This window comes from Pseudomonas sp. B707, assembly GCF_022496685.1.
Taxonomy (GTDB): Bacteria; Pseudomonadota; Gammaproteobacteria; order Pseudomonadales; family Pseudomonadaceae; genus Aquipseudomonas; species Aquipseudomonas paraglycinae.
The window spans coordinates 1-14,459 of the sequence record NZ_WTVE01000027.1 but is presented as its reverse complement, the minus strand read 5'-3'; the positions used below and the strand labels follow the sequence as shown (position 1 = coordinate 14,459).

The following is a 14,459-nucleotide window of genomic DNA, read 5'->3' as shown; positions in this document are numbered from 1 at the left end:
GATGGGCTCGAGGGGAAGTGAGCAGGTAAAGGCGAACTGGCGGGCGCATTCGGGCGTCGTGGGCCTTTATACGAACTACAGTGTAAAGCCGGGTTACCTAATTACGCTTCCGTCCCTCGGGACAACTTCGTTCCAGTCGGCAACCTCGTCAAACACACCTTGTGGGCGGTACAGACACGAAACGGCTCGCGGGGATGGTTGCGAGCATCGCTTCGAAGGCCCTTGCCAGGGCCTCTGATTAGCGGGAGCGAGGCCATCATGCCTTCGCTTTTTTGGCTCGTCAAACGTTTTGTAGTGCTTTTTTTCAAGCACTACATCTTTCGTCTAATACGACTAATCAGTCAGTTTTCGGTGCTTTAGTCCAACGTGTCGACTTTCACCCGCAACGTCATGTCATCCCGGCCTTGAGTCGAGTAGCTGCGGGCCAGGCCCTGTTTGTCGGCCTGAGTCTGGCGATTTACGCCAGCGAGGGTGATCCACTCGCCCAGGCGTCCGGTGACAGTTGTGTCGGTGCTTTGCACGTTCACTACATCGGGACGTTCCTGGCTCATGCGGTCACGGTTGGTACTGATGGCCAGGTGAACGGTTTCGCCGGTGACGCTTGCGGTGACATAAAACCCCTGGGTGACGTTGCGATATTGAGTCTGGCTGCTGTAATCGCCGTAGGAGTTGGTCTGGCTGCTGGTGATCGGCACGCTTTGGCCAACCTGGATCAGCGCCGGTGCGCCTTCGCTGGCCTGGATCTGCTGAATGCCGCCGTCACGGCTGGCAGTGCTGCGACTGATGATGCGGGTTTGCGCGCCATTGACCGAATAGCCTTCATCGCCACGACCGTTGTTTTCGTTGGTGTCGACCGTGATCAGCAGGCGCTTGGGCGCGGTGTCGAGTTGCGAGAGCAGGTCCTTGAGTTCTTCGATCTTGCCGGGTTCAGCCTTGACGATCAGTTGGTTGCCATAGGCGCTGACCTGGCCGTCCTTGCCGATGAAGTCTTGAGCCACCGGCAGCATGTCGGCGCTGGTGTGGTATTTGAGGGGCACGATTTCTGTGGCTGCCATCACCGAAAAACTGCAGCCGAGCAGCAGGGTGGTGAGCAGGGTGCGTAGGGACATGTCCGTTATCTCCGCTTTCGAAAGGCTTGATATTGCCAGTTTGTCGGCCCGGGGTGGGGCAAGTTGAATCCTAGACAGCAAAACGCCCCGGCATCGTGAGATGGCGGGGCGTTTTACGTGATCGTTCCCACGCTCCGCCTGGGAATGCAGCCAGTGACGCTCTGCGTCACATGCCGCAAGGGACGCGGAGCGTCCCGAGAGGCATTCCCACGCAGAGCGTGGGAACGATCGGCGCCTCGGTCTTAAGCTGAGTGACGAACCATATCGACATGCGGAATCCCGGCTTCGAGGAATTCCTCGCTGACCAGGTTGAAACCCAGGCGCTCATAGAACGCCGTGGCCTGTACCTGGGCGCTGAGCATCTGCTGCTTCAGGCCGCGTGCTTCCGCTTCGGCAATCACCGTTTGCATCAGCGCATCGCCGACCTTCAGGCCGCGCCAGTCCTTCAGCACCGAAACCCGGCCGACATGCCCGTCGGGCAAGAGGCGGGCGGTGCCGATCGGAAAGTCGCCTTCGAAAGCCAGGAAATGCACCGCCGTGGCGTCATCAGCGTCCCACTCAAGCTCGGGTGGAACCGATTGTTCGGCAATGAACACCGTTTCGCGAATGCGGCGGATCTCGGCGTTGTCCTTTTGCCAGTCTGCAACACGTACGCGAATCTTATTCATCGTCGGCGAACCCCAGGCTTCCCTGTTTGACCAGTTCGCACAGCAGGCCGCGACCGTCTTCGTCGCTCAGCCAGTCACCGAGATTGTCTGTGTGCAGGGCGTCGGCAGAGCAGATCAGCTTCAGCAGTTCGCGCAGCTTGCCCGGCAGGTAACGGCTCTGACCGCTGGCGAACAGCAGCAGATCGTCATCGACGTCCGACCACGCCAGACGCGCGCTCGGGTTGCGGATCAGGATGGCACCGTCTTCGAGCGCGCCGAGGAGGTCTTCTTCCTCGACTTCTTCCGGGCCGACCACCAGCTCTGGATAACGCGGCTCGGTCATGTACTGGCCGAACCAGGTCAGCAGCAGGCGTTCGTCGCTCATGTGTTCGGCGAGCAGCGCTTTCAGGCGGCCGAGTGCATCGTGCTGGATCTGATGTGGATCATCGCTGACCGGCTTGGCGTCGGCGTCGGTGTAGCGCTCTTCGTCAGTCAGGAACTGGCTGAGGAAGTCGGTGAAGTGGGTCAGCACTTCAGCGGCGCTCGGTGCGCGGAAGCCGACCGAGTAGGTCATGCAGTCATCGACGGCAACGCCGCAGTGAGCCAGGCGCGGCGGCAGGTAGAGCATGTCGCCCGGTTCCAGGACCCACTCTTCGGTCTCGTGGAATTCGGCGAGGATGCGCAGATCCGCGTGTTGCAGCAGCGGGCTTTCGGAGTCGCACATCTGGCCGATTTTCCAGTTGCGCTTGCCGTGGCCTTGCAGCAGGAACACGTCGTAGTTGTCGAAGTGCGGACCGACGCTGCCACCCGGAGCGGCGAAGCTGATCATCACGTCGTCGACGCGCCAGCTCGGCAGGAAGCGGAAGTTTTCCAGCAGCTCGCTGACTTCCGGCACGAACTGATCGACCGCCTGCACCAGCAGGGTCCACTCGCGCTCCGGCAGTTTGCTGAATTCGTCTTCGGCGAACGGGCCGCGACGCAGTTCCCAAGGGCGCTCGCCGTGCTCGATCACCAGGCGCGATTCGACTTCTTCTTCCAGGGCCAGGCCGGCGAGTTCGTCGGCGTCGATCGGGCTTTCGAAATCAGGAATCGCCTGACGGATCAGCAGTGGTTTTTTCTGCCAGTAGTCGCGCATGAATTCGCGCGCCGTAAGACCACCCAGAAGTTGAAGAGGAATATCGGGATTCATATGTAACCTATTGAAAAAAAGCATTTTTCAGACGGGAATAAAAACGCCCGGCGCGGCCGGGCGTCTCAAACGGGTCAAACAGTCGATCAGATGCGTTTGGCTTGCGCTACAGCGTTGCCGATGTAGTTGGCCGGCGTCAGTTGCTTGAGCTCGGCTTTCGCAGCGGCCGGCATGTCCAGGCCATCGATGAAAGTCTGCAGCGCTTCAGGGCTGATGCCCTTGCCGCGAGTCAGTTCTTTCAGCTTCTCGTACGGATTTTCGATGTTGTAGCGGCGCATCACGGTCTGGATCGGCTCGGCCAGGACTTCCCAGCAAGCGTCCAGATCGGCAGCGATCTTGTCAGCGTTCAGCTCGAGCTTGCTGATGCCTTTGAGGCTCGCTTCGTACGCGATAACGCTGTGGGCGAAGCCGACACCGAGGTTACGCAGCACGGTGGAGTCGGTCAGGTCACGCTGCCAGCGGGAGATTGGCAGTTTGCTCGCCAGGTGCTGGAACAGCGCGTTGGCGATGCCCAGGTTGCCTTCGGAGTTTTCGAAGTCGATCGGGTTGACCTTGTGCGGCATGGTCGACGAACCGATTTCGCCGGCGATGGTGCGCTGCTTGAAGTAGCCCAGGGAGATGTAGCCCCAGATGTCACGGTCGAAGTCGATCAGGATGGTGTTGAAGCGCGCAATGGCGTCGAACAGCTCGGCGATGTAGTCGTGCGGCTCGATCTGCGTGGTGTACGGGTTGAAGCCCAGACCCAGCTCGTCTTCGATGAAGGCGCGGGCGTTGGCTTCCCAGTCGATCTGCGGGTAGGCCGACAGGTGAGCGTTGTAGTTGCCGACAGCGCCGTTGATCTTGCCCAGCAGCGGAACGGCAGCGACCTGAGCGATCTGACGCTCGAGACGGTAAACCACGTTCGCCAGCTCTTTACCCAGAGTGGTCGGCGAAGCCGGTTGGCCGTGGGTGCGCGACAGCATCGGCACGTCGGCGAAGCGGATCGCCAGTTCGCGGATGGCATTGGCAGTCTGGCGCATCAGCGGCAGCATCACGTCGTCACGGCCTTCGCGCAGCATCAGGGCGTGGGACAGGTTGTTGATGTCCTCGCTGGTGCAGGCGAAGTGGATGAATTCGCTGACCTTGGCCAGCTCCGGCAGCTTGGCCGCCTGCTCCTTGAGCAGGTATTCGATCGCTTTGACGTCGTGGTTGGTGGTGCGCTCGATCTCTTTCACGCGCTCGGCGTGCTCCAGCGAGAAGTTCTCGGCCAGTTCATTCAGAACGGCGTTGGCTTCGGCGGAGAAGGCTGGCACTTCCGGGATGCCGGCGTGAGCGGCCAGGCGCTGGAGCCAGCGCACTTCAACCAGAACGCGGGCACGGATCAGACCGTACTCGCTGAAAATTGGGCGCAGGGCCTGGGTTTTGCCGGCGTAGCGGCCGTCAACAGGGGAAACCGCAGTGAGCGAAGAGAGCTGCATGGGGTGTTCTCGGACAGTCGGGCAACGAAATGGGGCGCGTATCATACATGAAAAAATCCGCCGGTCCGTCGCCAACTGACCGGCGTATTACGCGTTACAGACTACAAAGCTTTTATTGCGCGGCGATTTACTCGCTGCGCATCAACGGATACAGCTCTTTGAGCAATTTGCGTCGGCTGACGACAAGCTGCCAGCGATGACCGCCGAGCTGACGCCACAGGCGTGCCGAACGAATGCCGGCGAGCAGCAGAGCGCGAATCTTCGAGGCGTTGCTCGGCTGCTGCAGGTTGCGCATGTCGCCATGCACCTGAATGCGCTGGCGCAGCGTGCTCAGGGTGTCCTGATACAGCGCACCGCAGGCTGCGATCACGTTTTCGTGGGCCGGGCCGAAGTGCTCGACCTGCGACTGGATCTGCGGCAAGCGCTTGCCGATCACGTCGAGCATGTCGTTGCGCTTGGCCAGTTGTCGCTCAAGGCCGAGCATCGACAGGGCGTAGCGCAGCGGCTCGCGCTGCAAGGTGCTCGGGTCGCGCTCGAGGGCGCCGATCAGCGCGCGGTAACCCTCGCGCAGGTTGATATCGTCGCCGCCGTAAACATCCAGCGTGTCTTTCGGGTCACGAACCAGCAGGCTGCCGAGCATGCAGCTCAGGCCGGCCTCGTTGGTCTGACCGGTCTTGGCGATCCGGTCGACCAGCACGGCGGCGAGAAACACGCCGCCCAGAGCGGTCAATTGCTCCTGAGTCGGGCTCATGCCTGGCCGCTCCACGGCTCGGCGACTTCGATCACGCCGCCACCGAGGCAGATTTCACCGTCATAGAACACCACCGACTGGCCCGGCGTGACCGCGCGCTGCGGCTCGTCGAACACGGCGCGATAGCCGGTTTCGGTTTTCTCAAGGGTGCAGGCCTGATCGCTCTGGCGATAACGAACCTTGGCAGTCAGGCGCAGCGGCTGGCTTAGATCGATCGGGTTGACCCAATAGATTTCCGAAGCGAGCAGGGCGCTGGAGAACAGCCACGGATGGTTGTTGCCCTGACCGACGATCAGCTCGTTGGTGTCCAGATCCTTGCGCAGCACGTACCACGGCTCGTCGCCGGCGTCTTTCAGGCCGCCGATGCCCAGGCCCTGACGCTGGCCGATGGTGTGGTACATCAAGCCGTGGTGACGGCCGATGACTTCGCCTTCGGTGGTCTTGATCTCGCCCGGTTGTGCCGGCAGGTATTGCTTGAGGAAATCGCTGAAGCGACGCTCGCCGATGAAGCAGATCCCGGTGGAATCCTTCTTCTTGGCGGTGGCCAGCTCGTATTTCTCGGCGATTGCACGGACTTCCGGTTTTTCCAGCTCGCCGACCGGGAACAGGGTCTTGGCGATCTGTTCGCCGCCGACGGCGTGCAGGAAGTAGCTCTGATCCTTGTTCGGATCCAGGCCCTTGAGCAGTTCGGTGCGGCCGTCGATGTCGCGGCGGCGCACGTAGTGACCGGTGGCGATCAGGTCGGCGCCGAGCATCATGGCGTAGTCGAGGAACGCCTTGAACTTGATCTCGCGGTTGCACAGGATATCCGGGTTCGGCGTGCGGCCGGCCTTGTATTCGGCCAGGAAGTGCTCGAACACGTTGTCCCAGTACTCGGCGGCGAAGTTGGCGGTGTGCAGCTTGATACCGATCTTGTCGCACACGGCCTGGGCATCCGCCAGGTCGTCCATGGCGGTGCAGTATTCCGTTCCGTCGTCTTCTTCCCAGTTCTTCATGAACAGGCCTTCCACTTCATAGCCCTGCTCGATCAGCAGGAGAGCGGAAACGGAAGAGTCCACGCCGCCGGACATGCCGACAATGACGCGCTTCTTGGATGTGTCAGAAGGGGCTGGATCACGCATAGGGATTCAATGAGTGTCTTGAAAAAGGACGCGATTCTATCAGGCTCACGGCCTCAAGGCTAAAGGGAAGGGCGGATCAGTTCGAGGCCGAAGCGATTGCCGGCCAGATAATCATCGATGCAACGGATGATCAGCTCGCTGCGCCAGTTGTCGCGCTGGGCCAATAATTCGTCGCGAGTCAGCCACTTGGCACCGACGATGCCGTCGTCCAGCTGATAATCCGGGTGGTGTTTCACGGCTTTGGCGCTGAAGCACACGCGCTGGTAAGTCACGCCGTTGCTCGGGGCGGTGTACAGATAAATGCCGACCACGGCGGTGGGTTCGACGTCCCAGCCGGTTTCTTCGAGGGTTTCGCGCACGGCGGCTTCGATCAGGGTTTCGTCCGGATCCAGATGGCCAGCGGGCTGATTGAGCACATTACGCCCGGCCTTGTGTTCCTCGACCATCAAAAAACGACCGTTGTCCTCGACGATGGTGGCGACGGTGATGTGGGGTTGCCATTGCATTGATTGAATCTCCTGAGCGATAGGCAGAAACACAAACCCCGGCGCAAGGCCGGGGTTTGTGATGTTCCCTTTACAACCTTATACCAGCGCAGCGATGGCCGCGTTGAGGGTTGCGCTTGGGCGCATGGCCTTGCTGATCAGCTCGGCATTGGCGTGGTAGTAACCGCCGATGTCCACTGGCTTGCCTTGAACGGCGTTGAGCTCGGCAACGATGGTCGCTTCGTTCTCGGTCAGGGTCTTGGCCAGAGTCGCGAACTGCGCTTGCAGTGCAGCGTCTTCGGTCTGGGCGGCCAGGGCTTGTGCCCAGTACATTGCCAGGTAGAAGTGGCTGCCGCGGTTGTCGATGTTGCCGACTTTACGCGATGGCGACTTGTTGTTGTCGAGGAACTGGCCAGTGGCCTGGTCCAGGGTCTTGGACAGAACCAGCGCTTTCGGGTTGTTGTAGTTCACACCCAGGTGCTCGAGAGACGCGGCCAGGGCCAGGAATTCACCCAGCGAATCCCAGCGCAGGAAGTTCTCTTCGACCAGTTGCTGCACGTGCTTCGGAGCCGAACCGCCGGCGCCGGTTTCGAACAGGCCACCGCCGTTCATCAGCGGCACGATCGACAGCATCTTGGCGCTGGTGCCCAGTTCCATGATTGGGAACAGGTCGGTCAGGTAGTCACGCAGTACGTTGCCGGTCACCGAAATGGTGTCCTTGCCTTCGCGGGTGCGCTGCAGGGTGTATTTCATGGCATCGACCGGCGCCATGATCTGGATGTCCAGACCGGCGGTGTCGTGATCCTTCAGGTAAGACTGAACCTTCTCGATCACCACGCCGTCGTGGGCGCGCATCGGGTCCAGCCAGAAAATGGCTGGCGTTGCGCTTGCACGAGCACGGTTGACGGCCAGTTTGACCCAGTCCTGGATCGGCGCGTCTTTGGTCTGGCACATGCGGAAGATGTCGCCGGCTTCAACAGCCTGTTCCATCAGCAGGGAGCCTTTGCTGTCGGTTACGCGAACCACGCCGTCGGCCTTGATCTGGAAGGTCTTGTCGTGGGAACCGTACTCTTCAGCCTTTTTAGCCATCAGGCCAACGTTTGGCACGCTGCCCATGGTGGTCGGATCGAAAGCGCCATTGGCTTTGCAATCTTCGATCACGGCCTGGTAGATGGTGGCGTAGCAGCGATCCGGGATCACCGCCTTGGTGTCGTGCAGCTGGCCGTCGGTGCCCCACATCTTGCCGGAGTCACGGATCATGGCCGGCATCGAGGCGTCGACGATAACGTCGCTCGGCACGTGCAGGTTGGTGATGCCTTTGTCGGAGTTGACCATCGCCAGCGAAGGACGAACGGCGTAGACCGCCTGCACGTCGGCTTCGATCTGGGCTTGTTGTTCGGCCGGCAGGGATTTGATGCGGGCGTACAGGTCGCCGATGCCGTTGTTCAGGTTGAAGCCGATCTCGGCCAGCACGTCGGCGTGCTTGGTCAGGGCGTCTTTGTAGAACTCGGCAACGATCTGGCCGAACATGATCGGGTCGGAGACCTTCATCATGGTGGCTTTCAGGTGAACCGACAGCAGCACGCCTTGTTGCTTGGCGCTGTCGATTTCAGCGGCGATGAACGCGCGCAGAGCCTTTTTGCTCATTACGGAGCAGTCGAGAATCTCGCCCGCCTGAACGGTGGTTTTTTCTTTCAGGACGGTGGTGGTGCCGTCTTGGGCGACCAGCTCGATTTTCACGGTGTCAGCGGCGTCGATCAGGGCCGCTTTTTCGCTGCCGTAGAAATCGCCGGTGCTCATGTGAGCGACGTGGGACTTGGAGTCCTTGGCCCAGGCGCCCATTTTGTGTGGGTGCTTGCGAGCGTAGTTCTTGACCGACAGCGGAGCGCGACGGTCGGAGTTGCCTTCACGCAGAACCGGGTTCACGGCGCTGCCCTTGACCTTGTCGTAGCGCGCCTTGGCGTCTTTGTCGGCGTCGCTGGTCACGGTTTCCGGGTAGTCCGGCAGGTTGTAGCCCTGGGCCTGCAGTTCTTTGATCGCGGCTTGCAGTTGCGGAACCGAGGCGCTGATGTTCGGCAGCTTGATGATGTTGGCTTCAGGCGTAACGGCCAGGTCGCCCAGTTCGGCGAGGTGGTCGGCTACGGCTTTGTCGCCCAGTTGCTCGGGGAAGCTGGCCAGAATACGTGCTGCAAGAGAGATATCGCGGGTTTCCACGGCGATATCGGCCGAGGCGGTGTAAGCCTCGATGATCGGCAGCAGGGAATAGGTGGCGAGGGCTGGAGCTTCGTCGGTGAAGGTATAGATGATCTTCGAGCGGGTGGGCATATTCGGATTAACTCTCTCTTCTTTGCTAAAGCGTGCGCAGAAACTCGAGGGGCGCCGGGTAAGCGCGTTCGTTCAAAGTCATCCATGAACCGAATGTCGAGAATCTTCGCGGTGATGTTGGGTGCATCAGTAGAGCGTCAAGCAGTCGGACTGCGGTAACAACCCGACCAATCAGGCGGAAAGTCTCGTGCTAGAGAGGCCAGCCGTCGTGACCCTGTGGTCAGCGGGCGGCATTATACATAGGTAGCTGGCAATCTGCCGATGGTTCATATGCAACGATTCTCGTCCATTGGTCTAAAGGTCGCAGGGCGGGGTGGGGCGTAGAGTCGCCGTGAATGCTTGAGATTGGCGCTTTTCCCTTTGCTTTCAGGCTTGTACGAAACGAGATGTGGCCGCGCCCGGAACAGAGGGTTTGCGTGTTGATTTAACTGGGTTACGCTCGAACCAAGCCAGATGTTCAATCCAAACAATGGAGTTCAGCATGGGTTACAAGAAGATTCAGGTTCCAGCCGTCGGCGACAAAATCACCGTCAACGCAGACCATTCTCTCAATGTCCCTGATAACCCGATCATTCCCTTCATCGAAGGTGACGGCATTGGCGTCGACGTCAGCCCTGTGATGATCAAAGTGGTTGATGCTGCCGTAGAGAAAGCCTACGGGGGCAAGCGCAAGATTTCCTGGATGGAGGTTTATGCTGGCGAAAAAGCAACTCAAGTCTATGACCAGGACACCTGGCTGCCCCAGGAAACCTTGGACGCGGTCAAGGATTACGTGGTTTCCATCAAGGGCCCGCTGACCACCCCGGTCGGTGGCGGCATCCGTTCCCTCAACGTTGCCTTGCGTCAACAGCTTGATCTTTATGTCTGCCTGCGCCCTGTGGTGTGGTTCGAAGGCGTGCCGAGCCCGGTGAAAAAGCCTGGCGACGTCGACATGGTGATCTTCCGCGAGAACTCCGAAGACATTTATGCCGGTATCGAATGGAAAGCCGGCTCCCCTGAGGCCACCAAGGTCATCAAGTTCCTGAAAGAAGAAATGGGCGTCACCAAGATCCGTTTCGACCAGGATTGCGGCATCGGCATCAAGCCGGTTTCGAAAGAAGGCACCAAGCGTCTGGTGCGCAAGGCCCTGCAATACGTGGTGGACAACGACCGCAAGTCGCTGACCATCGTGCACAAGGGCAACATCATGAAATTCACGGAAGGTGCCTTCAAGGACTGGGGCTACGAGGTGGCGAAGGAAGAATTCGGCGCCGAGCTGCTCGATGGCGGCCCATGGATGAAATTCAAGAACCCGAAAACCGGCCGCGAAGTCGTCGTCAAGGACGCCATCGCCGACGCCATGCTCCAGCAGATCCTGCTGCGTCCGGCCGAATACGATGTGATCGCCACCCTCAACCTCAATGGTGACTACCTGTCCGATGCGCTGGCGGCGGAAGTGGGCGGTATCGGTATCGCGCCGGGCGCCAACCTGTCCGACACCGTGGCCATGTTCGAGGCGACCCACGGTACTGCGCCGAAATATGCCGGCAAGGACCAGGTCAACCCGGGTTCGGTGATTCTGTCGGCGGAGATGATGCTGCGCCACCTGGGCTGGACCGAGGCGGCCGACCTGATCATCAAGGGCACCAATGGCGCCATCAAGGCCAAGACCGTGACCTACGACTTCGAACGTCTGATGGAAGGCGCCACGCTGGTGTCTTCTTCGGGCTTCGGTGATGCGCTGATCAAGCACATGTAATAAAGCCAGCTGCAACGAAACCGCCCGGCTCGAGTAATCGAGTCGGGCGGTTTGTTTTCTGGCAGGTGTTCGGGTCGCTTCAGCTGGTCACTGACTGGTGATGAGCAGCGGACGGGGCCGCATCTTTTGCGGCTTCGACATTCTGAATTTTTGTGGCATGCAGGCCTTTGGGGCCTTGCACGATCTCGAATTTGACGATCTGCCCGGCTTTGAGGGTTTTGTATCCGTCCATTTCAATGGCGGAATAGTGGGCAAAGAAATCGATATCCTTGCCGTCCTCGTCCTTCCCCTCGCGGGATTCGGTATTGATGAAGCCGAACCCCTTGGCATTGTTGAACCATTTCACCTTGCCGACAGCCATGCTCAAATCCCTCTGCAACAGTCTCCATCGCTGGAGTATCATCCAATTCATCCGCAGTCGAATCCGTTAAAAAGATTGACTCCGCGGATCTTTTTTCCCCACTGTGGGTTCTATTGGTTGTAACACCGTTTTCCCGATAGTCAAGGTGACCGGGCAGTCGGAGTTGAAAACGTGTCAAGCCGCCCCCACCACTGTATTTGCACAACTGACGAACCTTTCTTTCCATGCATGCAATCAGCCAGATTCGACTAACATTCAATCAGGATCGCCCGCTTCTCCAAAAGGATCTTCCACAGGAGCACGACGACGATTCGGCAGGCGTTGCTGTTCAGGAAGCAAAGCCTGCGTTACAGGCGCCGCCGATGTACAAGGTGGTTTTGTTTAATGATGACTACACACCGATGGATTTCGTCGTCGAAGTGCTCGAGGTGTTTTTTAACCTGAATCGCGAGCTGGCGACCAAGGTCATGCTGGCCGTCCACACAGAAGGGCGGGCAGTATGTGGAGTGTTTACCCGCGACATCGCCGAGACAAAGGCCATGCAGGTCAACCAGTACGCCAGGGAAAGCCAGCATCCGCTACTCTGTGAAATCGAGAAGGACGGTTAATCGCCGACCACTTGGGTATGAGGTGAAGCTATGTTAAACCGCGAGCTCGAAGTCACCCTCAATCTTGCCTTCAAGGAGGCACGTTCGAAACGTCATGAATTCATGACCGTCGAACACCTGCTGCTGGCCCTATTGGACAATGAGGCTGCCGCCACCGTATTGCGTGCCTGCGGCGCAAACCTCGACAAACTCAAGCACGACCTGCAGGAGTTCATCGACTCCACCACGCCACTGATCCCCGTCCATGACGAGGATCGCGAAACCCAGCCAACCCTGGGCTTCCAGCGTGTGCTGCAACGTGCTGTCTTTCATGTGCAGAGCTCGGGCAAACGCGAAGTGACCGGCGCCAACGTGCTGGTTGCAATCTTCAGTGAGCAAGAGAGTCAGGCGGTGTTCCTGCTGAAACAGCAGAGCGTTGCACGCATTGATGTCGTCAACTATATCGCCCACGGCATTTCCAAAGTGCCGGGGCATGGCGATCACTCTGAAGGTGAACAAGATATGCAGGACGACGAGGGCGGTGAGTCTTCTTCTTCAGGCAATCCGCTGGACGCTTACGCCAGCAACCTCAACGAACTCGCACGCCAGGGCCGGATCGATCCGCTGGTCGGGCGTGAAACGGAAGTCGAGCGTGTCGCGCAGATTCTCGCGCGCCGTCGCAAGAACAATCCGCTGCTGGTAGGCGAGGCTGGCGTGGGTAAAACCGCGATTGCCGAAGGCCTGGCCAAACGTATTGTCGACAACCAGGTGCCGGACCTGCTGGCCAACAGCGTCGTTTATTCCCTCGATCTGGGCGCTCTGCTCGCGGGCACCAAGTATCGCGGTGACTTCGAGAAGCGCTTCAAGGCGCTGCTCAACGAACTGAAAAAACGTCCGCAGGCGATCCTGTTCATCGACGAAATCCACACCATCATCGGTGCGGGTGCTGCGTCCGGTGGCGTCATGGATGCCTCGAACCTGCTCAAACCGCTGCTGTCGTCTGGCGACATTCGCTGCATCGGCTCGACCACGTTCCAGGAATTCCGTGGCATCTTCGAAAAAGACCGTGCCCTGGCGCGTCGCTTCCAGAAGGTCGATGTCGTCGAGCCGTCGGTGGAAGACACCATCGGTATCCTGCGCGGCCTGAAAGGGCGTTTCGAACAGCACCACAACATCGAATACAGCGATGAGTCGCTGCGCGCCGCTGCGGAACTGGCTTCGCGCTACATCAATGACCGGCACATGCCGGACAAGGCCATCGACGTGATCGACGAGGCGGGCGCCTACCAGCGTCTGCAACCGGTCGAGAAGCGTGTGAAACGCATCGAAGTGCCTGAGGTCGAGGACATCGTTGCGAAAATCGCGCGGATTCCGCCGAAGCACGTCACCAGCTCCGACAAGGAACTGCTGCGTAACCTCGAGCGTGACCTGAAGCTGACGGTGTTCGGTCAGGACGCGGCGATCGATTCGCTGTCGACTGCGATCAAGCTGTCCCGTGCCGGGCTCAAGTCGCCTGACAAGCCTGTCGGTTCGTTCCTGTTCGCAGGACCGACCGGTGTTGGTAAAACCGAAGCCGCGCGTCAATTGGCCAAGGCGTTGGGGATCGAACTGGTGCGCTTCGACATGTCCGAGTACATGGAGCGTCACACCGTATCGCGTCTGATCGGTGCGCCTCCGGGGTATGTCGGTTTCGACCAGGGCGGTCTGTTGACCGAAGCGATCACCAAGCAGCCGCATTGCGTATTGCTGCTCGATGAAATCGAGAAGGCGCATCCGGAAGTCTTCAACCTGCTGCTGCAGGTGATGGACCACGGTACGCTGACCGACAACAACGGGCGCAAGGCGGATTTCCGCAATGTGATCGTGATCATGACCACCAACGCCGGTGCTGAGACGGCGGCACGTGCTTCGATCGGTTTCACCCATCAGGACCACTCGTCTGATGCGATGGAAGTGATCAAGAAGAGCTTTACGCCGGAATTCCGCAACCGTCTGGATACCATCATTCAGTTTGGTCGCCTCAGTCATGAGGTCATCAAAAGTGTGGTGGACAAGTTCCTCACCGAACTTCAGGCGCAGCTGGAAGACAAGCGTGTGCTTCTGGAAGTTACCGATGCGGCGCGCAGCTGGCTGGCGGCCGGTGGTTACGATTCGGCCATGGGCGCTCGTCCGATGGCGCGTCTGATCCAGGACAAGATCAAGCGTCCGCTGGCGGAGGAGATTCTGTTTGGCGAGCTGGCCGAGCATGGTGGTGTGGTTCACATCGACATCAAGGATGGTGAGTTGACGTTTGACTTCGAGACCACTGCAGAAATGGCCTGACGGCTGGTAAGTGAAAAGGCGCCTTCGGGCGCCTTTTTATTGTCTGCGGTTTTTATTTTGGGGGCATATCCGTTGCTTCGGGAGCTGCCGCTGGCGGTTTCGCCCTTACGGCGAGTCACCTTTTCCAAACGCCGAAAAGGTAACCCAAAAGGCTTCAACCCTGACGTACGGCCCTCGCTGTGGCTCGGGTTCCTTCGCTCCGGGATTGATCCGGGGGCATCGCCTACGGTTTGCTTCGCTGCACCTCCTCTCGATGTGTTTGGCTTCGCCAAACGGTCGCTGCGCTCCCACCCCCGGATCAATCCCTCCACTCAGCCTGCCGACGGGCCCTGCGATCAAAAGCGGTACTCGAGCTAACGCTCATCGT

12 protein-coding genes are annotated in these 14,459 nt (G+C 59.5%); 3 read left to right on the top strand and 9 right to left on the bottom strand.

Going from position 1 to position 14,459, the window contains the following annotated elements:
* Positions 1–356: 356 nt before the first annotated feature.
* From GQX66_RS16755 to GQX66_RS16720, 8 genes are all read right to left on the bottom strand, one after another.
* Positions 357–1,109: a secretin N-terminal domain-containing protein gene (locus GQX66_RS16755; RefSeq protein ID WP_007951453.1), complete on the bottom strand. Its 753-nt coding sequence runs from the start codon at positions 1,107–1,109 to the stop codon at positions 357–359.
* A 242-nt stretch (positions 1,110–1,351) separates the two neighbouring features.
* Positions 1,352–1,777 (bottom strand): GNAT family N-acetyltransferase, encoded by a 426-nt coding sequence (locus GQX66_RS16750; RefSeq protein ID WP_129972714.1) that lies wholly within the window; start codon positions 1,775–1,777, stop codon positions 1,352–1,354.
* Positions 1,770–2,945: a cupin domain-containing protein gene (locus GQX66_RS16745; protein WP_007951451.1), complete on the bottom strand. Its 1,176-nt coding sequence runs from the start codon at positions 2,943–2,945 to the stop codon at positions 1,770–1,772. The genes GQX66_RS16750 and GQX66_RS16745 overlap by 8 nt, the downstream gene beginning before the upstream one ends.
* 86 nt (positions 2,946–3,031) lie before the next feature.
* Positions 3,032–4,402, bottom strand: a complete 1,371-nt coding sequence (gene purB / locus GQX66_RS16740) for an adenylosuccinate lyase (protein WP_039767413.1) — start codon at positions 4,400–4,402, stop codon at positions 3,032–3,034.
* Positions 4,403–4,529: 127 nt separating this feature from the next.
* A complete protein-coding gene (gene hflD, locus GQX66_RS16735) occupies positions 4,530–5,153 on the bottom strand; it encodes a high frequency lysogenization protein HflD (RefSeq protein WP_039767411.1) in 624 nt (207 codons plus the stop codon).
* Entirely contained in the window at positions 5,150–6,274 is a 1,125-nt protein-coding gene (gene mnmA, locus GQX66_RS16730; protein ID WP_074688946.1) for a tRNA 2-thiouridine(34) synthase MnmA, read from the bottom strand. Before mnmA ends, hflD begins: the two co-directional genes overlap by 4 nt.
* 59 nt (positions 6,275–6,333) lie before the next feature.
* Positions 6,334–6,780 carry an NUDIX hydrolase gene (locus GQX66_RS16725; protein WP_240870095.1) on the bottom strand — a complete coding sequence of 149 codons (447 nt, stop codon included), beginning with the start codon at positions 6,778–6,780 and terminating at the stop codon, positions 6,334–6,336.
* Between the two features lie 78 nt (positions 6,781–6,858).
* Entirely contained in the window at positions 6,859–9,084 is a 2,226-nt protein-coding gene (locus GQX66_RS16720; RefSeq protein WP_240870093.1) for an NADP-dependent isocitrate dehydrogenase, read from the bottom strand.
* A gap of 481 nt (positions 9,085–9,565) precedes the next feature.
* Here GQX66_RS16720 and icd point away from each other — a divergent pair, with 481 nt between their 5' ends.
* Complete coding sequence (gene icd, locus GQX66_RS16715) at positions 9,566–10,822, top strand: NADP-dependent isocitrate dehydrogenase (protein ID WP_064380687.1); 1,257 nt, start codon at positions 9,566–9,568, stop codon at positions 10,820–10,822.
* Between the two features lie 79 nt (positions 10,823–10,901).
* Here icd and GQX66_RS16710 read toward each other — a convergent pair whose 3' ends face one another.
* Positions 10,902–11,183, bottom strand: coding sequence for a cold shock domain-containing protein (locus tag GQX66_RS16710; RefSeq protein ID WP_240870091.1), 282 nt, complete (start codon positions 11,181–11,183; stop codon positions 10,902–10,904).
* Positions 11,184–11,407: 224 nt separating this feature from the next.
* On the opposite strand from GQX66_RS16710, the gene clpS reads away from it, so the two are divergent.
* Complete coding sequence (gene clpS / locus GQX66_RS16705; protein ID WP_011334948.1) at positions 11,408–11,791, top strand: ATP-dependent Clp protease adapter ClpS; 384 nt, start codon at positions 11,408–11,410, stop codon at positions 11,789–11,791.
* Between the two features lie 30 nt (positions 11,792–11,821).
* Positions 11,822–14,092: an ATP-dependent Clp protease ATP-binding subunit ClpA gene (gene clpA / locus GQX66_RS16700; protein WP_007951436.1), complete on the top strand. Its 2,271-nt coding sequence runs from the start codon at positions 11,822–11,824 to the stop codon at positions 14,090–14,092.
* Positions 14,093–14,459: the final 367 nt, after the last annotated feature.

Coding starts and splice junctions, on each gene's coding strand:
- clpA (WP_007951436.1), top strand. CDS start 11,822: ATGTTAAACCGCGAGCTCGAAGTCACCCTCAATCTTGCCTTCAAGGAG.
- GQX66_RS16710 (WP_240870091.1), bottom strand. CDS start 11,183: ATGGCTGTCGGCAAGGTGAAATGGTTCAACAATGCCAAGGGGTTCGGC.
- purB (WP_039767413.1), bottom strand. CDS start 4,402: ATGCAGCTCTCTTCGCTCACTGCGGTTTCCCCTGTTGACGGCCGCTAC.
- GQX66_RS16750 (WP_129972714.1), bottom strand. CDS start 1,777: ATGAATAAGATTCGCGTACGTGTTGCAGACTGGCAAAAGGACAACGCC.
- GQX66_RS16745 (WP_007951451.1), bottom strand. CDS start 2,945: ATGAATCCCGATATTCCTCTTCAACTTCTGGGTGGTCTTACGGCGCGC.
- mnmA (WP_074688946.1), bottom strand. CDS start 6,274: ATGCGTGATCCAGCCCCTTCTGACACATCCAAGAAGCGCGTCATTGTC.
- hflD (WP_039767411.1), bottom strand. CDS start 5,153: ATGAGCCCGACTCAGGAGCAATTGACCGCTCTGGGCGGCGTGTTTCTC.
- GQX66_RS16725 (WP_240870095.1), bottom strand. CDS start 6,780: ATGCAATGGCAACCCCACATCACCGTCGCCACCATCGTCGAGGACAAC.
- GQX66_RS16720 (WP_240870093.1), bottom strand. CDS start 9,084: ATGCCCACCCGCTCGAAGATCATCTATACCTTCACCGACGAAGCTCCA.
- GQX66_RS16755 (WP_007951453.1), bottom strand. CDS start 1,109: ATGTCCCTACGCACCCTGCTCACCACCCTGCTGCTCGGCTGCAGTTTT.
- clpS (WP_011334948.1), top strand. CDS start 11,408: ATGCATGCAATCAGCCAGATTCGACTAACATTCAATCAGGATCGCCCG.
- icd (WP_064380687.1), top strand. CDS start 9,566: ATGGGTTACAAGAAGATTCAGGTTCCAGCCGTCGGCGACAAAATCACC.